Below are 16,706 nucleotides of genomic sequence, written 5' to 3' on the forward strand. Positions count from 1 at the left end.
TCCGGCCGCTGCGGCTCGCACGGTGGGCGCTTCGGTCGTGCCGGGAGCGGGATCCGTATCACTTTGCCGCAACGACGCTCCGCTCCGCGCCCACGCAGCGCGGAGCGCACCGCCGCGGCTCGCAGGCCGCATCGCCTGCTTCCGCGCCGCATCGAGGGCGGCCCGTGCGGCTTGAATGCCCGCCGGGCGCAGGTTCGCCCTCCGTGCGAACCGGTGCCGCACGCGCGGCGTCCGGACGCTCCGGTGGCCGGGCTAACGCCGGGAGCGGATCGGCCCCCGGAGCCGGTCGGAGTTGGAGCCCTCTTGGGCCCGCGCCGCCCACGCCCTGACCGTCTCGTGATGCGGCGCCCAGGCCTCCCAGGCCGATTGCGCCCAGCGTCTGACCATCGCCGCATGTGCGGCGGCCCCATCGGCCTGCAGCACATCGCGCACGGTGACGGAGCCGAGCGATGCCGGGGGCTCGAGCCAGACGAAGCCGTGCTTGAGCCTTCCCGCCTTGAGCATGGCGTCGTTCGCCCGTTGCGGCGTCAGGCCACGCTCGAGGAACAGGCACAAGCGGATCAGATGAACCCCGACGGACTGGTTGCTTTGCCGGGATGGAGAGCCGGGATGCTGCACGGCATAGGCATCCACGCCCAAACGGTGCGTGGCCAGCAGCGCAGGGTCGCTGTACTCGCGCGCCAGGACCTCGCCGAAGGCCGCCCAGCAGGCGGGCGACGACGCCATGTAAGGGTGAACCGGCCCTTCGCGCCTGGGGAATCCGGCCCCGCAGCCTGGACATGGTTCGAGATCCGGTATCGTCATGTTCGAGGTCCCGTGCCTGGAACCGCCGCAAAGGCGCTCCGGCTCGTCGCGCCGCGAAGCGGCTTCGGCTCGGACGAAGCGCCCGGGCGCAATCCCGTGCGGCCGACGGGCCAATAGATTCCCTGGCAGACCGGCCCCGGGGGCAGCCAACCCAGCCGGAGCAGCCTCGGGATCGTCACGGACGGCGGCGCGAGCTCCATCGTGCCCGGAAGCTTGATCAGCATCCGAAAAGTGACGGGAGGGCGCGTCGCGAGGTGGCTGCGCACCATCCGGCGACGGTGCGCGCGCACCCGACCGCCGCGGACGGCGGTCCGCCCCGCCAAGGCTGCCGTCAACCACGCCAGCGCAGTGACGGCGAACGCCGCACGGATCCCGAATGGCGACGCCGACGTGACGATCAAGCCGGTAGCGCCCACACAGGCGATGAGCATGCCGGTGATGTACGTCCGGCCGGTCCAGCGGTGCAGGCGGGGATGGGCCCGCGGCCACCGGGCCGGAAGCTGGCCCAACCCGAGAACGAGGGCCGGCGCCCCGCCGGCAAGCTGGAGCCACGGCCAATCGCGCCGCGCCCCGAACATGCCGTGGACCGCCAGCAAGACATGGATGCCGCTCGCCCCGAGGACGAGCAACACGATGGCCGAGCCAGCCCGCCGGGCCAGGCGGGGGCGGTTCGAAGGCGGCATGCCGGACGCGCCGGGTGGCCGCTTGGGCGTCCAAACCATGAATAGCCCCGATCCGGGAGCGCGGCCCCGATGTTCGATATCCGCAGGCCAGGCCGTCAACCCGGAAAGCCGCTTTTGCGGCCGACGCGATTGCGCGGGCCGCGGCTCGGCGCCAGCCCGCCTCTCGCGATCGGGGGCGCGGGCGGCCATGCCGGGACTCGGCGGCGCGCAGCGGAACCGCGCCCGGACGGCCCCGAGGCGGACCGGCGAGGCTAGCGGCGATCCAGCACCGTCCGCAGCACCGGCACGGTGGTGACGTCGTCCACGCCCTTGAAGGCGGCGATACGTTCGCGCAAGTCGGCCAGTTCGCCCGGGGTGTCCACCTGCACCAGGACCATCAGGTCGGTCTCCCCGGCCACGCTCTGGCACAGCCGCACCTGCGGCTGGTCGCGCAGCAGGGGCAGCACGTCGTCGCAGCTGAAGCCCTCGGCGTGGCGCAGCAGCAGCCAGGCCTGCAGCGGGTCGCCGGCGGCGAGGCGCACCGTGTACTGGGCGATCACGCCGGCGCGCTCGAGCCGCTGGATGCGCTCCTGCACGGCGCTGCGCGACAGGCCCACGGCCTTGGCCAGCGCCACGGCCGGCAGGCGGGCGTTGTCCTGCAGCAGCGCGATCAGGCGGCGGTCGGTCTCGTCCAGGCGCTTCATCGGCGGCGGAGCGGCGGCGGTGCCGGCATTCTGCCGGGTTGAGACCGGCGCGCGCGAGCGCGCACAGTGCCACGGTCGCCACCGCCCGCCCTCGCCCCGATGTCGCACGGGACCGGTTCCGCCCGCCTCCCCGCCGCCGCTTCATGCGGTGGCCTTCCTCGCGCGGATGGCTTCGGCATCACCGTGGCGTATTTCGGCAGCGAGGCGGCGATCGCCGCCTGGCGCGCGCTCGGCCGCCGCGGTGCGCGGGCACGGGCGGCGGCCTCGGTACGCGCGCTACGAGTTGCGTATCGCGCGGGTGGAGCGCCCCTGTGAAAGCAGCGGAACGCAGCGAACGGTCGCCGCGCCGCGCCGATTCCCCGGATCCGGGGACCAACACCAATGGAGGAGAAGGCATGATTCTCGACGCGCGCACCGCGCTCATTCCGATCGACGTGCAACGGGCGTTCGATCACGCCCCTTGGCCGCGCCGCAACAACCCGGCCATGGAGCGCAACGGGCTGCGGCTGCTGGCGGCCTGGCGCGCGGCCGGATGGCCGCTGATCCACGTCTGCCACGACTCGGTGCAGCCGGGCTCCACGCTCGCACCCGGGCTGCCCGGCAACGCCTTCCGCGCCGGCTTCGAACCACGGCCCGGCGAGGCGCTGGTGCGCAAGTCGGTCAACGCGGCGTTCATCGGCACCGACCTGGACCTGCGCTTGCGCCGGCTCGGCGTCGAGCACGTCGTGCTGTTCGGCATCAGCACCGACATGTGCGTGTCGACGACCGCGCGGGTCGCGGCCAATCTCGGCTATCGCGTCACCGTGGTCGGCGACGCCTGCTGCTGCTTCGATCTGGACGATGGCGCCGGCGGCGTGATCCCGGCGGACGAGGTGCACCGCGCGCACCTGGCGACGCTGCGGGCGGAGTTCGGGCAGGTGGCGGATACGGACGAGGTGCTGGCGTGGCTGGCGCGGGCGGCGGCCTAGGCCCCCGGGCCGATGCGGCGCCCGCGGCGCGCCGCTCCCCCTCCCGTCTTCAGGAGAGGGAGCGCGCAGGGCGCAGGGCTCAGTCCTTTTCCTTGCCGATCACCTTGCCGGTCGCCGGGTCGATCTTGAGTTCGACGTCGCGGCCCGACGGGTCGTCGGCCTCGGCGTTCCAGATGCCGTCCTCGTAGTCGACATCGTGGATGTTGGTGTAGCCGGCCGCGGCCAGGCGCGCGCGCACGTCGCGCTCGGTGAGGTTGGCGACCTGCTCGTCGGGGTAGACATTGCCGGACTGCGGGTCGATGCGCACGTCCACGCGGTTGCCATTGGCGCTGCGCGCGTCGGCCTTCCACACGCCGTCGAACTTGACGTCGTTGACCTTGGTGTAGCCCTGCGCGGCGAGGCGCTCGCGCACCTGGTGCTCGGTCAACGGCGCCTGCGCGCTCTGCTGCGCGGCGTCCTGCGCGAACGCGGCGCCGGCGCCGCCGAGCAGCAGGGCCAGACTGCAGGTGAGCAGGGTCTTCATCGCGTCCTCCTTCGTGTCTGATCCATGCGGATCGGGTAGCCGGAGTGTTGGGCGGCGATGGCGAACCGGTGGTGAAAGGCCACGGTCGGCGCGGCCTGCGTTCAGCGGCAGGACGATCGCTCTTTACGGCCCCTTCACCGGGGCGCGAGGGACCCGCGGCCCGCGGCCTGCCGATCCGCCGGCACGCGCCGGCGGCCATGCGACCGCGGCGGCTGTTTGCGTTTCCTCCCTTGCGGTTTTGCCGGTTGCGGCCCGAACCGGCGCGCGCAACGCTGCGTTCCCGCGCGGGGGTGGCCCTGCGCCTGCGCCTGCCGCACACTGGCGCGGCTCCGGCGCGACGCCGAGCGCTTCCCTCCCCTCGCCGCCGCGCGGACCCGCGTCCGTCGCGGCGGCCGTTTTTATCGGAAAGCCGCATGGACGTCTCCCCCGCCGCCGTCGCCGTACGCCCGCGCTGGCGCGAGCGCGCGCTGGTACTGGCCGGCATCGTCCTGTCCGCATTCAACCTGCGCACCGCGGTGACCTCGCTGACGCCGCTGCTGGACCAGCTCGGGCGCGAGTTCGGCTTCGGCCCGACCATGACCGGGGTGTTCGGCATGGCGCCGACCGCGGCGTTCGCGCTGTTCGGCGTGGCCACGCCCGGCATCGCCCATCGCCTCGGGCTGGAGCGCACCGCGCTGCTGGCGATGGCGCTGGCCGCGGCCGGCCTGCTCGCGCGCGCGTTCGCGGGCGACGCCCATGCGCTGCTCGCCGCGTCGGCGCTGGCGCTGTCCGGCATGGGCATGGGCAACGTGGTGCTGCCGCCGCTGGTGAAGCGCTACTTCGCCGACCGCGTGGGCACGGTCAGCACGCTCTACATCGCCGTGCTGCAGGTGGGCACGATCCTGCCGGCGCTGTTCGCGGTACCCCTGGCGCACGCCGCGGGCTGGCGCACGTCGCTCGGCGCCTGGTCGCTGGTCGCCGCGGCCGCGGCGCTGCCCTGGCTCGGCGTGCTGTGGATGGAGCGGCGCGGCCGCTCGCGGCAGGCGCGCACGCTGGCGCGGCTGCACGACGCCGCGGTGGCGCCGCACGACGAGGCGCCGGAGCTGGCGCGCGCGGAGACGCCTGGCAAGGTGTGGCGCTCGCCGGTGGCGTGGGGCCTGATGCTGATGTTCGGCAACACCTCGCTGGTCACCTACTCGATGTTCACCTGGCTGCCGAAGCTGCTGATCGAGGCCGGCGGCAGCGCCGCGCTCGGCGGGGCGATGGTCGCGCTGTTCTCCACGCTCGGCCTGGTCAGCGCGCTGCTGCTGCCGGCGCTGGCGGTGCGCATCGCCAATCCGTTCCCGATCGTGCTCGGCTGCGTGGCCGCGTACCTGGTCGCGTTCGCCGGCCTGCTGTGGGCGCCGATGGACGCGCCGATGCTGTGGGTGGCGCTGCTCGGCCTGGGGCCGAGCACGTTCCCGCTGTCGCTGACGCTGATCAACCTGCGCACGCGCACCCAGGCCGGTTCGTCGCGGCTGTCGGGCTTCGTCCAGGGCGCGGGCTACGCGCTGAGCTGCCTGGGGCCGCTGCTGTTCGGCTGGCTGCACGAGCGCAGCGGCGGCTGGGGCTGGCCGTTCGCGTTCCTGCTGCTGTGCCTGGTCGCGCTGACGGTGGGCGGGCGCATGGCGTGCCGGCCGCGGCTGCTCGAGGACACCTGGTAGACGCCTTCACGCCTGCGCAACGCCGCGGGCACCGGGTGTTCATGCCCGCTGCGGCACGGTGGGGGCCGGACCCCACCGGAGCCCCGCCATGAAGCCGCGCGATCCCCGCCCTGCCGGCAAGCCCACCCCCGAGCACGCGCCGCCGCGCGATGCCGAGCGGCCGCAACCGGACGAGCCACAGCGCTCGCCGCGCGAGTACGCGCACAGCTCGGGCGACCGCAACACCAAGCGCCACCCGCGCGACGACTGGCCGCGCTACGAGGGCGGCGAGCAGCGCGACGCGCCGACCGATCCGCCGCCGCGCAAGCCCGAACCGCACTGAGGCGCGCGGCGCGCGCAGCGGGTAATCTGGCGGGCCTTCGCCGACCCGCCGCCCATGCCCCTGCGCACCGTCGCCGCCGCCCGCTACGTCACCCCGCTGCGCGAGGGCGGCTCGCTGCCGGCGGTGATCGAGGGGGACGACGACGGGCTGTATGTGCTCAAGTTCCGCGGCGCCGGCCAGGGCGCAAAGGCGCTGGTGGCCGAACTGGTCTGCGGCGAACTGGCGCGCGCGCTCGGCCTGCCGGTGCCGGAGGTCGTGCTGGTCGAGCTCGACCCGGAACTGGCGCGCACCGAGCCGGACCCCGAGATCCAGGACCTGATCCGCGCCAGCGCCGGGCTCAACCTGGCGCTGGACTACCTGCCCGGCGCGATCAACTTCGACCCGGTCGCCGAACAGGTGGCGCCCGAGCTGGCCGCGGACGTGGTCTGGTTCGACGCTTTCGTCAGCAACGTCGACCGCAGCTTCCGCAACCCGAACCTCCTGGTGTGGCATCGCGCGCTGTGGCTGATCGACCACGGCGCGGCGCTGTACTTCCACCACGGCTGGGACGGCGCCCCGGACGACGGCGACGGCGCCGCCGCCAACCCGTTCCCGCTGATCCGCGAGCACGTGCTGCTGGAGCAGGCCGGCAGCGTGGCCGACGCCGACGCCCGCCTGGCGCCGCGCCTGCACGCCGACGTCTTCGACGCGGTGCTGGCGCGGGTGCCGGACGGCTGGTTGGGTGGCGGCGGCGCGCAACCGGCGGCGCTGCGCGCGGCCTACCGCGCGCACCTCCTCGCGCGGCTGCAGCGGCGCCAGCGTTTCGTCGAGGAGGCCGAACGTGCGCGCGCCTGACGTCTACGACTACGCCGTGATCCGCGTGGTGCCGCGGGTGGAGCGCGAGGAGTTCGTCAACGCGGGCGTGATCCTGTCGTGCCCGGCGGCCCGCTACCTGCGCGCGCGGGTGGAACTGGACGAGGCGCGGCTGCGCGCGCTCGATCCCGCGGTCGATCTGGAAGCGGTGCGGCGGCACCTGCGCGCGCTCGAGGCGATCTGCGCCGGCGGGCCCGGCAGCGGGCCGATCGGCCGGCTGCCGCCGCGCGCCCGCTTCCACTGGCTGACCGCGCGGCGCAGCTCGGTGCTCCAGACCTCGGCGGTGCACCTGGGCCGTTGCCGGGACCCGGATGCCGCGCTCGAGCACTTGCTCGCGCGGATGGTGCGGCCGCCGCGCGCCTGACTATCGCGGGCGCGCGGAAACGAAAAAGCCCGGCCGAAGCCGGGCTTTCGATACGGCCGCCGGAGCGGCCGCATGGGTTCGACGCTCAGAGCGGCTGCACGGCGTCGGCCTGCAGGCCCTTCTGGCCCTGGACGACGGTGAAGCTGACCTTCTGGCCTTCCTGCAGGCTCTTGAAACCCGAGCCCTGGATCGAACGGAAGTGCACGAACACGTCCTCGCCATTCTCGCGGCTGATGAAGCCGAAACCCTTGGCGTCGTTGAACCACTTTACGGTGCCGTTTTCACGGGACATTGCTTGCTCCTTGGAACAGTTGAACGGAAATGCCGCTGGGAACGCGGCGGGGGAGCTGGTCGCAAGGAGTAGCGAGGTGCAACGATGGAGTGAAACGTAGATCTTCATCGGGCCACGATCGACAGTGACCCTTGACTAACTCAGCACGGCACACGGTAGTGGCAAACGCCGCAAAACGCAAATGCCGCGTGCCGCGCGCGTGCTCCCCGTTCAGCCGAACCCCGCCCAGGAGGCTCCCGCCCATGCCGGTCTACGTCGACGACGCCGTTCATCTCTGGCGCGGCCAGCGCTGGGCGCACCTGATGGCGGACACGCTCGGGGAGCTGCATGCGATGGCCGACCGCCTCGGCATTCCGCGCCGGGCGTTCCAGAACAAGACCAGCGGCGCGCACTACGACGTCACCGCCGAGCTGCGCGCGCGCGCGATCGCGCTCGGCGCGGTGCCGATCTCCCGTCATCGCGACCGCGCGCAGGTGCGGGCGGTGATCGCCCGGGCCAAGGCGCAGGGGCGCGGCGAGGCGCCGTAGCCCGCGGAGCCGACGCGCCGCCGGGCCTCGGGAAAGGCGGGGCCGCCACGGACACGCGACGCGCCGAGCCCGCGCGAATGCCCGCCGTGCCGCGGCGAGGCGCATGCCGCGCCGCGCCGCCGCGCGATTCCGGCGCCCGGCGCCCGCGCCTACAATGCGCGGCGCCGACGCAACGCCTCATGGAGCACGCCATGTCCGAGACCCCGCCCGACCGCCTGTCCAACGACCCGAGCAGCCCGTACTACGACGAGGCCGCGCTCGAACGCGGGGTCGGCATCCGCTTCAACGGCGTGGAGCGCCACAACGTCGAGGAATACTGCGTCAGCGAGGGCTGGGTGCGGTTCCCGGTCGGCAAGGCGCTGGACCGGCGCGGCAACCCGATGACGATGAAGGTCAAGGGCAAGGTCGAGGCGTACTTCCGCAGCTGAGCCCGGCCGGCACGTCGGCGACGCGCGGCCCATGCCCGATCCAGGCGCGGGATGGCGGGATACTGGGCCACCGCCGGAATGCACGCGCGCCGGACACGCGTCCGCGGCTCCGGCGCGGAGAGAGGACGACGCATGCGCCGCGCCCTGCTGCTGAGCCTGCTGCTTCCCTGCGCCGCCGCCGCGGTGCGGGCGCCGGCGGCCCCGTGCGAGCAGCGGGTCCTGGCCGAGCTCGGCTGGCGCTTCGAGCCGGCCGACGTTCCCGCGCTGCAGGTGCATGCCGGGGCGCCCTGCACGCGCGCCGACCTGGCCGAAGCGCACGCCGCCGGCGACCTGCGGGTGGCGCTGCCGCGCGATCCGCAGCGCGCCGCCGCGCAGGGCGATGCGATCGCCGCCCTGCTCGAGCACCCGGCCACGCGCTGCGCCTACGCGTACCGGCTCGGCGCCGCCACCCGCCGCGCGGCCGACCGGCTCGCGGCCAATCCGGGCTACCGCTTCAGTGGGCTGCAGCTGGGCTGGATCGGCTTCGGCCGCGGCGGCGCGCGGGCCGACGGCTGGCGCCCGATCTTCGGCTTCGGCCGCGGCTTCGTGCCGTCCGGGCGCAACTCCACCGCGATCGAGGCGTTCTACCGCGGCCGCGTGCGCAGCGAATGCGGCGTCGGCCGCCAGGTCGCGCAGTACGCGGCGCAGTACGAGCTGTACGGGGCGGACGCGTTCGACCGCGAGTTCGCCGCCGACGAGCTCGCGATCGGCACCTTCGTCCGGTTGCACGACACCCGCAGCATCCTGCTCGGCGACGCCGCCGGCGAACTGGCGGAGGACCCGCTCGGCGTCGCCGCCGCGGCGCTGGGCCGGCAGGCCTTCGCCGGCCGCCCCGGCTACGTGGTGCACGTGTTCGACCGCCGCCACCTCGACGACCTGAACAACCAGGCCGAGAACTTCGTGGTCTACGACGTGAGCCGCGAGGCCGCCGAGGCGCTGCGCGCGCGGGGCGGGCTGGCGGCCACCAACGCCCGCAGCCGCGAGATCTGGCGCCTGGCGCGCGAACTCGGCCTGCGCGGCCACCGCCTGCACGAGCGGTTGCTGTACGAGCGCGACCCGGTGTTGCGGCGGCGCCTGGACCCGCGCCAGCGCGCGCTCGTCGCCCGCCTCGACGCCCTGCTCGACGACCCGGTGCTGCGCGGCTTCCGCATCTACGTCCATCCGCGCGGCGTGCGGCCGCTGGCGTACCACGTCGTGCGCCTGCTCGACCGCAACCCGCGCACGCCGTTCCGCACCGAACTGGCGCCGCACAACCTGCACGGCGCCTTGATGCATCGCTATCTGCAGCGGCGGCTGGCCGACTGCGCGGCGGCGCGCTGAGCGGCGCCGCCCCTTCCGGATCCGTCAGCGCATCCGCCCCGCGGGCGGAACGCTCAGGCCTTCAGGCGCCAGCCGGTGCGGAAGATCCAGTACACCGCCGCCAGGCAGGCGAGCAGGAAGCCGACGATCGCCGCCAGGCTGATGCCGACGTCGACGTCGGCCTGGCCGTAGAAGCTCCAGCGGAATCCGCTGATCAGGTACACCACCGGGTTGAACAGCGCGATCTTCTGCCACAGCGGCGGCAGCATCGAGATCGAATAGAACGCGCCGCCGAGGAAGGTCAGCGGGGTCACGATCATCAGCGGGATCAGCTGCAGGCGCTGGAAGCTGTCCGCCCACAGGCCGATGATGAAGCCGAACAGGCAGAACGTCAGCGCGGTCAGCACCAGGAACGCCAGCATCCAGCCCGGGTGCGCGATCTCGTAGTCGACGAAGAAGCGCGCGGTGAGCAGGATCAGCGTGCCCAGCATCAGCGACTTGGTGGCCGCCGCGCCGACGTAGCCGACCACGATCTCCAGCGTCGAGACCGGCGCCGACAGCAGCTCGTAGATCGTGCCCGACCACTTCGGCAGGTAGATGCCGAAGGATGCGTTCGAGATGCTCTCGCTCAGCAGCGACAGCATGACCAGGCCGGGGATGATGAAGGCGCCGTAGCTGACTCCGTCCACCTCGCCCATGCGCGCGCCGATCGCCGCGCCGAACACGATGAAGTACAGCGAGGTGGACAGCACCGGCGAGACGATGCTCTCCATCAGGGTGCGGAAGGTGCGGGCCATCTCGAAGCGGTAGATGGCGCCGACGGCATGCAGGTTCATGCGCGCGCCTCCGTGCGGCCGCCGCGGACCAGGCTGACGAAGATGTCCTCCAGCGAGCTCTCGCTGGAATGCAGGTCCTTGAAGTCCACGCCGTGCTCGTTGAGCCGGCGCAGCAGCGCGCCGATGCCGGTGTCCTCGGCCTGCACGTCGAAGGTGTAGGTCAGCGACTGGCCGTCCTCGCTCAGCTCCAGCGGGTAGCCGGCCAGGCCCTCGGGCAGGCGCTGCAGCGGCGCCTGCAGGTGCAGGGTCAGCTGCTTCTTGCCGAGCTTGCGCATCAGCGTCGCCTTGTCCTCGACCACGACCAGCTCGCCCTTGTTGATCACGCCGACCCGGTCGGCCATCTCCTCGGCTTCCTCGATGTAGTGGGTGGTCAGGATGATGGTGGTGCCGCTCTCGCGCAGGCGCCGCACCATCTGCCACATGTCGTGGCGCAGCTCGACGTCCACGCCCGCGGTGGGCTCGTCGAGGAACAGGATCGACGGCTCGTGGGCCAGCGCCTTGGCGATCAGCACGCGCCGCTTCATGCCGCCGGAGAGCGTCATGATCTTGGCGTCCCTCTTCTCCCACAACGACAGGTCGCGCAGCACCCGTTCCAGGTGCGCCGGGTCGGGCGGCTTGCCGAACAGCCCGCGCGAGAAGCGCACCGTCGCCCACACGCTTTCGAACGCGTCGGTGGACAGCTCCTGCGGCACCAGGCCGATCAGGCCGCGCGCGGCGCGGTAGTCGCGCACGATGTCGTGGCCGTCGGCGAGCACGGTGCCGGCGCTGGGGTTGACGATGCCGCAGACGATGCTGATCAGCGTGGTCTTGCCGGCGCCGTTGGGCCCGAGCAGGGCGAAGATCTCGCCGCGGCGGATGTCCAGGTCGATGCCCTTGAGCGCCTGGAAGCCGGAGGCGTAGGTCTTGGTCAGGCCGCGGATGGAGATGATCGGCTGCATGCGGCGGAGGGTCGCGGGATCGGGAGCGCGCATCGTAACGGACACGGGCCCGGCGCTCAGCCGAGCTCGCCGATGCTGCGGCCGGACGCGTCGCAATCGCGCCAGCGTCCTTCCAGCTGTCGGGCGAGGCGGCGCAGGAAACGGCGGAGGTTCGCCAGCATGTTGTCGTCTCCTTGGGCGGGAACCCAGGGTAAGGGCGCCTCCCGGGAGCGATAAGCCGTGCCCGCGGGGAAGGATCGTCCCGCCGACGGGGCAATCCAGCCGCGCTGGAAGCGCCGCCGGCGTTGCGGCCTAATAGGCGGCCCGTCCGCCGTTCGCGCGCAGCGAACGGCGGCGCACCGTTCCCGCGGAGGCCGCCATGCAGTTCCTGCTCCTGGTCTACACCGACGAATCCCTGCTCGAGGCCCTGCCCGAGGGCGAATACGACACGATGATGCGCGCCTGCCTGGCCCATGCCGACGAGATGCGCGGCGAAGGCAGGCTGCTGGCCTCGCAGCAGCTCGAGGCGCCGGCGAGCGCGAAGGCCGTGCGCATCCGCAACGGCCGCACCACCGTGGTCGATGGGCCGTTCGCGGAGACCAAGGAAGTGCTGGCCGGCTTCAACCTGATCGAAGCCGGCAGCATCGAAGAGGCCGCGCGCATCGCCGCGCAGTTCCCCTGGGCGCGCACCGGCTGCATCGAAGTGCGGCCGGTGCGCGACATGGACGCCGAACGGCGCCGCGTCGGCGCCTGAGTCTCGGCGCCTGCGACGCGCGCGCGACACTGGCGCCCTCCTCGTCAGGGAGAGCGCCGGAGCGGCGCGCGGACTGGGCCCGTGCGCCGCTTCGGCGTTTTGACGTCGCAGGCGGTTCCGGCGAGGCGCGCTCGGGCGAGCGCCCGGGCGGTCCCGCGCCTCACTCGGCGGCGGCGTCCTCGCCGCCGTCCTCGGCCGGCACGCCGCTGCTGCGCCGGTCGCGCAACCGGTCCTCGACCGACTCGCCGCGGTCTTCCAGGTCGGCTTCGCGCAAGGCCTGGTCCAGCCGCTGCTCGTCGCCGGGCCGGCGCAGGCCGTGGTGCTGGCCGCTGATCTCGCCGCCCGGCTCGGGCGGGCGCACCAGGTCGCGGGGGATGTCGTCGTCTCGGGTGTTCATCGCGTTCGTGTCCGGCGGGAGGAAGGGCGTCCAGCCGCGGGCCCCGGGCCTGCGGCCGGCGTGATCGCTCAGCGGTCGTCCTGCTGCGCGCTGCGTTGCTTGCCCTTCATCGCATGGGCGGCGGCCAGCTCCTGCTGCGACAGGCTGCCGTCGCCGTTGCCGTCCATCTGCGCGAACTTGCGCTGCATGCCGGCGTCGTACTCGGACGCGGTCAGGGTGCCGTCGCCGTTGCCGTCGAGCTCGGCGAGCTTCTGCGCCGCGCTCATGCCGCCCTTGTCGTCGCGGTCCTTGCGCGCGTCCAGTTCCGCGGCGGTGAGGTTGCCGTCGCCGTTGGCGTCCATCTGCCCGAACTTGGCCTGCGCCGCGGCCGCATGTTCGGTCGCGGACACGGAGCCGTCGCCGTTGCTGTCCATGCTCTTGAGCTTGTCGCCCTTGTCGCCGGCCCAGGCGGTGCCGGCCAGCGCGAACAGCGCCGCGGCGATCGTGGTGGTGCGGAAAGTGGTGCTGCGTTTCATTGCTGTGCTCCTCGACTGCGCATTGCTGCGTTCTCCCCGGCGGGCGCAGACTGCGCCGCGCGCGGTGAGGCCGCCGTCAATTGCTGCATCGCGAAACCGCTGCGGGACGCGTCCGTTCACGCGCATGAACCGTGTTAGCGCGGCCTCACGGTTTCCTGCGCCGCGGCTAACGCGCAGGCGCGTAGCGTGCATGGACTCGGCAACGCAGTGGAGCAGCAAATGGGCACCAACAAGCACGCGCGCGACCGGGTCGAATCCGGCCGCACCACGCCACCCAGCGGCCACGACGAGACGACCGACCGCAGCCACGCGCTGCGCGCCGGCAAGAACGGGCCGACCCAGCGCAAGAGCGCGCCCGAGCGCGAGGCGCCGACCCGGCCCGAGGGTCGCGACGACCACCGCAGCGGCAGCGACAAGCGCCATTGACCCACCCACCCCGCAGAGGCACCCGATGCGCCCGGACAAGCAGAAACTGAATGCGCAGCACAAGGAAGGCGCCAAGCGCGCACGCAAGGACCTGGAGAACCGCCGCCCGCCCAAGGCGGCGTCCAAGCAAGGCCACGCGGCCAAGCAGGCCGGGCAGGACTCCGTGCTGCGCCGCGACGAGCCCGGCGGGCACCGCCTGCACTGACCGGCGCGCCGCGACGCACGCCGTCCGCCGGGACGGTTTCCGTGAACCGGAACCGTCGCGCGGATGCGCGGTGCGCGGGAACGGCGACCGCCGTCATGGTTTCCCGCTGGCGCGCCGGCGGCGCCGACGTAACATGCCTCGGCATCGCGCCACTCCCGAGGGGGAAACCATGAAACGTCTGTTGTGCGCCGTCTCGCTTGCCGGCCTGCTGCTGGCCTCGTCCGCCGCTCTCGCCAAGGGCCCGCCGCACGGCGGCCACCCGCCGGGCCACCACAAGGGCTGGCACTCGGGCCACAAGGACTGGAAGCGCGGCGAAAAGGTGCCCGTGGTCTACCTGGAGCCGAAGTACGTCGTCGACTACCACCACCATCATCTCGCCCCGCCGCCGCCGGGCCACCGCTGGATCCGCACCGACGACGGCAAGTACCTGCTGATCGCGGTGGCGACGGGCATCATCGCCGACATCCTGCTGCACCACTGAGCCGCGGCCGCGCCGCGCGTCGGACCGCAACGACCCGGCGCGGCCGGCGGCGGCCAGGCCGCTCACCTCGCCGTTGACGTCGCGGATCTCGGTGGAAGCGAAGCCGACCTCGGCGAAGGGGCCGGCGGCCTCATGGAAGGCGTCGCCCACGGCAGCGACGAGGCCTGGCGCCTCGCCGATGACGTCGACCGCCGCAACGGCGACGTCCGGAACCTCAACGATGACGTCGATGACCTCAAAGATGACGTTCGTGACCGCGTCGGTGGCGTCCGGGACCTTGTCGTTGAGGTCGCCGACGCCTCGTCGGCGGCGCCAGGAAGGCGCCCCCGGGCTGGCTCGCGCCGGTCGCGGATCGGGCGGGACGGCGGCTCCGGCCCGTGCGGGGTGCTCCCGCGGCAAGGGCAGAGGGCGGTGCATGCCGGCGGCGCGGCGCCTTGCCCCTGCGCCGGCGGACGGACGCCTCAGAGGCCGTCCTGCGCCCGGCCGGGATTGGGGGTGTCGCCGCTGCCGATGCCGTGGCTGGCCTGGCCCGCCGCCTGGGAAGCGAGGCCGATGCTCGCCCGGGGCTCGCCGGCCAGCACCGGGTCGCCATGCGGCGAGGTGGTCTCGCCTTCGTCGAGGGGTGCCGACGGCCTGCGCGGAGCGCCCGGGCGCCGCTGCCAGGCGCGATAGGCGGCATAGCCGATGGCGGCCACGGCCACGGTCCTCAGGATGCGCATTGCCGTTCTCCTCGTGCTGTCGAACGCGCAGCTTGCCGCGCAAGGCGTCATGCGGGCGTGACCCGGAGGTCAGGGAAGCGTGCATGCGCGCGCCGTCGCCGCGCCGCAAGCGGAACGCCCGGCGCCGGCCCACGGGCGCGGTGCGTGCGCGCGGCGCGGCGATGCGGCCGCCCGGCGCTGGCGGATCGGCGCGCCTGCCCGCCATCATGGGGCGATGCCCCTCGCCCTCGACCACCTGCGCCGCTACGCCGTCGCGCGCTCGCTGTTCAAGCCCACCACGCTGCCGCGCGCCGTCGAGCGCCTCGGCTTCGTCCAGGCCGATCCGATCCGCGCGCCGGCGCGGGCGCAGGACCTGACCCTGCGCCACCGCGTGGCCGGCTATCGCGCGGGCGACCTGGAACGCCGCTATCCGCGGCTGCCGCTGGAGGAGGACTTCTTCGTCAACTACGGCTTCGTGCCGCGGCCGCTGCACCGGCTGATGCATCCGCGCACGCCGCGGATCGCGTGGTCGAAGGCGCAATGGAAGCGGGCGCGTGCGGTGCTGGCCTTCGTCGCCGAGCGCGGCGAGGCGCATCCGCGCGAGGTGGACGCCCACTTCGGCCACGGCAAGGCCACCAACTGGTTCGGCGGCTCGTCCAACGCGAGTACGCAACTGCTCGACGGCATGCACTACCGCGGCCTGCTGCGGGTGGCGCGGCGCGAGGGCGGCACCCGCGTCTATGCGCCGCGCGTCGCCGACGACGTGCCCGCCGACGAAGCCACCGCGCACGCGCGGATGGACGCGCTGGTGGACGTGGTGGTGCGCAAGTACGCGCCGCTGCCGGCGTCCACGCTGGCGCAGCTGGTCGGCCATTTGCGCGGCGGCGCGCCGCAGTGGGGCGCGCTGCGCGCGGCGGCGCTGGCGCGGGCGAAGCGGCGCCTGGGGCACGCGCGCGTGGACGGCGTGGACTGGTACTGGCCGGAGGAGGAGAACCCGGCGAGCGCGCGCTGGCGCCCGAACGAAACGGTGCGCCTGCTGGCGCCGTTCGATCCGGTGGCGTGGGACCGGCGCCGCTTCGAGGCGTTCTGGGGCTGGGCCTACCGCTTCGAGGCCTACACGCCGGCGCCCAAGCGCAAGCTCGGCTACTACGCGCTGCCGCTGCTGTGGCGCGACCGCGTGATCGGCTGGGCCAACCTCTCCGCCGCCGGCGGCAGGCTCGCCTGCGATTTCGGCTACGTCGCAGGCCGCCCGCCGCGCGACGCCGACTTCGACCGCGAGCTCGAGGCCGAGCTGGCGCGCATGCGCGGGTTCCTGGGCCTGGACGGCTGAGGCCGAGAGCGGGGCCTGGCCACCGCCGTCCGCGAAGCGTTCCCGCACCCGAAGGGCGGCACGCCCCGCGGAACCGGGGGTCGCGGCGTCCACGCCGATGGCGGGCCGCGCGATCCCGGCGCGAGCCGCGCCCGCTTCGCGGCGTCGCCGCGGCGCGCGACGCCGTTTCGCGCCTCCTTGGCGTGCGCTTGCGCAGAGTACGCCGCATGCAGATGCCCGACCTGATCGGCTGGCTGTCCTCGGCCATCCTCATCGCCACCCTGTCCCGGCAGACCTGGCGCCAATGGCGCGAACCCGACCCGCGCGGCGTGTCGTACTGGCTGTTCCTCGGCCAGATCGCCGCGTCCACCGGCTTCGTCGTCTACAGCTGGATGCTGCGCAACTGGGTGTTCATCGTCACCAACTCGCTCATCCTGCTGACCGCCGTCGCCGGCCAGCTGGTGCTGTGGCGCGCACGCCGGCAGTGCCGCTGACGGCGCCGCCGGCGCCACGCCCGCCCGGGCGATGTCCGCGGCGCGGCATTTGCGCGGCGGCGGATCGACATGGCGCCGCCCGCGCCGGCGGAGCCGGCGCGCAGCCGGGCATCGCTGCGGGACGGAAACGGCAGGTGACGCCGCGCCCCCGGGCGCTGCCGGGCCCGGGCCCGCGGCCGGCATTCCGGGCGCGGAAACCGGCGTTCCG

General features: G+C 73.6%; 24 protein-coding genes. 14 read left to right on the plus strand and 10 right to left on the minus strand.

The genetic code is table 11. The features are described 5' to 3' along the window. Positions 1-252: 252 nt before the first annotated feature. From EDC50_RS08795 to EDC50_RS08805, 3 genes are all read right to left on the minus strand, one after another. Positions 253-804, minus strand: a complete 552-nt coding sequence (locus tag EDC50_RS08795) for a DUF5946 family protein (RefSeq protein WP_277872350.1) — start codon at positions 802-804, stop codon at positions 253-255. Further along, positions 801-1,676, minus strand: a complete 876-nt coding sequence (locus EDC50_RS08800; RefSeq protein ID WP_123770106.1) for a DUF2306 domain-containing protein — start codon at positions 1,674-1,676, stop codon at positions 801-803. Before EDC50_RS08800 ends, EDC50_RS08795 begins: the two co-directional genes overlap by 4 nt. 62 nt (positions 1,677-1,738) lie before the next feature. Then, on the minus strand, positions 1,739-2,170 hold the full coding sequence (locus EDC50_RS08805) for an Lrp/AsnC family transcriptional regulator (RefSeq protein ID WP_123770107.1): 432 nt from the start codon (positions 2,168-2,170) through the stop codon (positions 1,739-1,741). A gap of 395 nt (positions 2,171-2,565) precedes the next feature. Between EDC50_RS08805 and EDC50_RS08810 the strand changes: the two genes are divergently transcribed. Further along, positions 2,566-3,138 (plus strand): cysteine hydrolase family protein, encoded by a 573-nt coding sequence (locus EDC50_RS08810; RefSeq protein ID WP_123770108.1) that lies wholly within the window; start codon positions 2,566-2,568, stop codon positions 3,136-3,138. A gap of 79 nt (positions 3,139-3,217) precedes the next feature. On the opposite strand, the gene EDC50_RS08815 is transcribed toward EDC50_RS08810, so the two are convergent. Then, positions 3,218-3,661 (minus strand): PepSY domain-containing protein, encoded by a 444-nt coding sequence (locus EDC50_RS08815; protein WP_123770109.1) that lies wholly within the window; start codon positions 3,659-3,661, stop codon positions 3,218-3,220. Positions 3,662-4,074: 413 nt separating this feature from the next. Between EDC50_RS08815 and EDC50_RS08820 the strand changes: the two genes are divergently transcribed. The 4 genes from EDC50_RS08820 to EDC50_RS08835 all read left to right on the plus strand — a co-directional run bounded on the left by EDC50_RS08820 (position 4,075) and on the right by EDC50_RS08835 (position 6,881). Then, the gene (locus tag EDC50_RS08820; RefSeq protein WP_123770110.1) at positions 4,075-5,343 is read left to right on the plus strand and encodes an MFS transporter; all 1,269 of its coding nucleotides are present in this window, start codon (positions 4,075-4,077) and stop codon (positions 5,341-5,343) included. Positions 5,344-5,431: 88 nt separating this feature from the next. After that, positions 5,432-5,665, plus strand: coding sequence for a hypothetical protein (locus EDC50_RS08825; protein ID WP_123770111.1), 234 nt, complete (start codon positions 5,432-5,434; stop codon positions 5,663-5,665). A gap of 60 nt (positions 5,666-5,725) precedes the next feature. Next, entirely contained in the window at positions 5,726-6,499 is a 774-nt protein-coding gene (locus tag EDC50_RS08830) for a HipA family kinase (RefSeq protein ID WP_170167614.1), read from the plus strand. After that, positions 6,486-6,881 (plus strand): DUF3037 domain-containing protein, encoded by a 396-nt coding sequence (locus tag EDC50_RS08835; protein ID WP_123770113.1) that lies wholly within the window; start codon positions 6,486-6,488, stop codon positions 6,879-6,881. Before EDC50_RS08830 ends, EDC50_RS08835 begins: the two co-directional genes overlap by 14 nt. 85 nt (positions 6,882-6,966) lie before the next feature. On the opposite strand, the gene EDC50_RS08840 is transcribed toward EDC50_RS08835, so the two are convergent. Beyond that, the gene (locus EDC50_RS08840) at positions 6,967-7,173 is read right to left on the minus strand and encodes a cold-shock protein (RefSeq protein WP_123770114.1); all 207 of its coding nucleotides are present in this window, start codon (positions 7,171-7,173) and stop codon (positions 6,967-6,969) included. A 242-nt stretch (positions 7,174-7,415) separates the two neighbouring features. Between EDC50_RS08840 and EDC50_RS08845 the strand changes: the two genes are divergently transcribed. From EDC50_RS08845 to EDC50_RS08855, 3 genes are all read left to right on the plus strand, one after another. Continuing rightward, on the plus strand, positions 7,416-7,700 hold the full coding sequence (locus EDC50_RS08845; RefSeq protein WP_123770115.1) for a DUF4031 domain-containing protein: 285 nt from the start codon (positions 7,416-7,418) through the stop codon (positions 7,698-7,700). A gap of 191 nt (positions 7,701-7,891) precedes the next feature. Continuing rightward, positions 7,892-8,128 (plus strand): DUF3297 family protein, encoded by a 237-nt coding sequence (locus EDC50_RS08850; protein ID WP_123770116.1) that lies wholly within the window; start codon positions 7,892-7,894, stop codon positions 8,126-8,128. Between the two features lie 132 nt (positions 8,129-8,260). Continuing rightward, positions 8,261-9,487 carry a hypothetical protein gene (locus tag EDC50_RS08855; protein ID WP_123770117.1) on the plus strand — a complete coding sequence of 409 codons (1,227 nt, stop codon included), beginning with the start codon at positions 8,261-8,263 and terminating at the stop codon, positions 9,485-9,487. 53 nt (positions 9,488-9,540) lie between these two features. Here EDC50_RS08855 and EDC50_RS08860 read toward each other — a convergent pair whose 3' ends face one another. Further along, positions 9,541-10,302 (minus strand): ABC transporter permease, encoded by a 762-nt coding sequence (locus EDC50_RS08860; protein WP_123770118.1) that lies wholly within the window; start codon positions 10,300-10,302, stop codon positions 9,541-9,543. Continuing rightward, positions 10,299-11,240, minus strand: coding sequence for an ABC transporter ATP-binding protein (locus tag EDC50_RS08865; RefSeq protein ID WP_123770119.1), 942 nt, complete (start codon positions 11,238-11,240; stop codon positions 10,299-10,301). The genes EDC50_RS08860 and EDC50_RS08865 overlap by 4 nt, the downstream gene beginning before the upstream one ends. Positions 11,241-11,598: 358 nt before the next feature. Between EDC50_RS08865 and EDC50_RS08870 the strand changes: the two genes are divergently transcribed. Beyond that, positions 11,599-11,973, plus strand: coding sequence for a YciI family protein (locus EDC50_RS08870; RefSeq protein WP_123770120.1), 375 nt, complete (start codon positions 11,599-11,601; stop codon positions 11,971-11,973). A gap of 160 nt (positions 11,974-12,133) precedes the next feature. Here the strand turns inward: EDC50_RS08870 and EDC50_RS08875 are convergent, their stop codons facing one another. Together EDC50_RS08875 and EDC50_RS08880 are read right to left on the minus strand one after the other, a co-directional pair. Further along, on the minus strand, positions 12,134-12,370 hold the full coding sequence (locus EDC50_RS08875) for a hypothetical protein (RefSeq protein ID WP_123770121.1): 237 nt from the start codon (positions 12,368-12,370) through the stop codon (positions 12,134-12,136). Positions 12,371-12,438: 68 nt separating this feature from the next. Beyond that, a complete protein-coding gene (locus EDC50_RS08880; RefSeq protein WP_123770122.1) occupies positions 12,439-12,885 on the minus strand; it encodes a CREC-EF hand family protein in 447 nt (148 codons plus the stop codon). A gap of 219 nt (positions 12,886-13,104) precedes the next feature. Here EDC50_RS08880 and EDC50_RS08885 point away from each other — a divergent pair, with 219 nt between their 5' ends. From EDC50_RS08885 to EDC50_RS08895, 3 genes are all read left to right on the plus strand, one after another. Next, positions 13,105-13,311: a hypothetical protein gene (locus EDC50_RS08885; RefSeq protein WP_123770123.1), complete on the plus strand. Its 207-nt coding sequence runs from the start codon at positions 13,105-13,107 to the stop codon at positions 13,309-13,311. Between the two features lie 25 nt (positions 13,312-13,336). Then, on the plus strand, positions 13,337-13,516 hold the full coding sequence (locus EDC50_RS08890) for a hypothetical protein (protein ID WP_123770124.1): 180 nt from the start codon (positions 13,337-13,339) through the stop codon (positions 13,514-13,516). A 169-nt stretch (positions 13,517-13,685) separates the two neighbouring features. After that, positions 13,686-13,997 carry an RcnB family protein gene (locus tag EDC50_RS08895; protein WP_123770125.1) on the plus strand — a complete coding sequence of 104 codons (312 nt, stop codon included), beginning with the start codon at positions 13,686-13,688 and terminating at the stop codon, positions 13,995-13,997. 461 nt (positions 13,998-14,458) lie between these two features. Here EDC50_RS08895 and EDC50_RS08900 read toward each other — a convergent pair whose 3' ends face one another. Next, entirely contained in the window at positions 14,459-14,716 is a 258-nt protein-coding gene (locus tag EDC50_RS08900; RefSeq protein ID WP_123770126.1) for a hypothetical protein, read from the minus strand. A gap of 214 nt (positions 14,717-14,930) precedes the next feature. Between EDC50_RS08900 and EDC50_RS08905 the strand changes: the two genes are divergently transcribed. Together EDC50_RS08905 and EDC50_RS08910 are read left to right on the plus strand one after the other, a co-directional pair. After that, positions 14,931-16,025: a DNA glycosylase AlkZ-like family protein gene (locus EDC50_RS08905; protein ID WP_123770127.1), complete on the plus strand. Its 1,095-nt coding sequence runs from the start codon at positions 14,931-14,933 to the stop codon at positions 16,023-16,025. A gap of 206 nt (positions 16,026-16,231) precedes the next feature. Further along, a complete protein-coding gene (locus EDC50_RS08910) occupies positions 16,232-16,498 on the plus strand; it encodes a hypothetical protein (protein WP_199742095.1) in 267 nt (88 codons plus the stop codon). Positions 16,499-16,706: the final 208 nt, after the last annotated feature.

Origin of the sequence: Vulcaniibacterium tengchongense (genome assembly GCF_003814555.1) — a bacterium.
GTDB lineage: Bacteria > Pseudomonadota > Gammaproteobacteria > Xanthomonadales > Xanthomonadaceae > Vulcaniibacterium > Vulcaniibacterium tengchongense.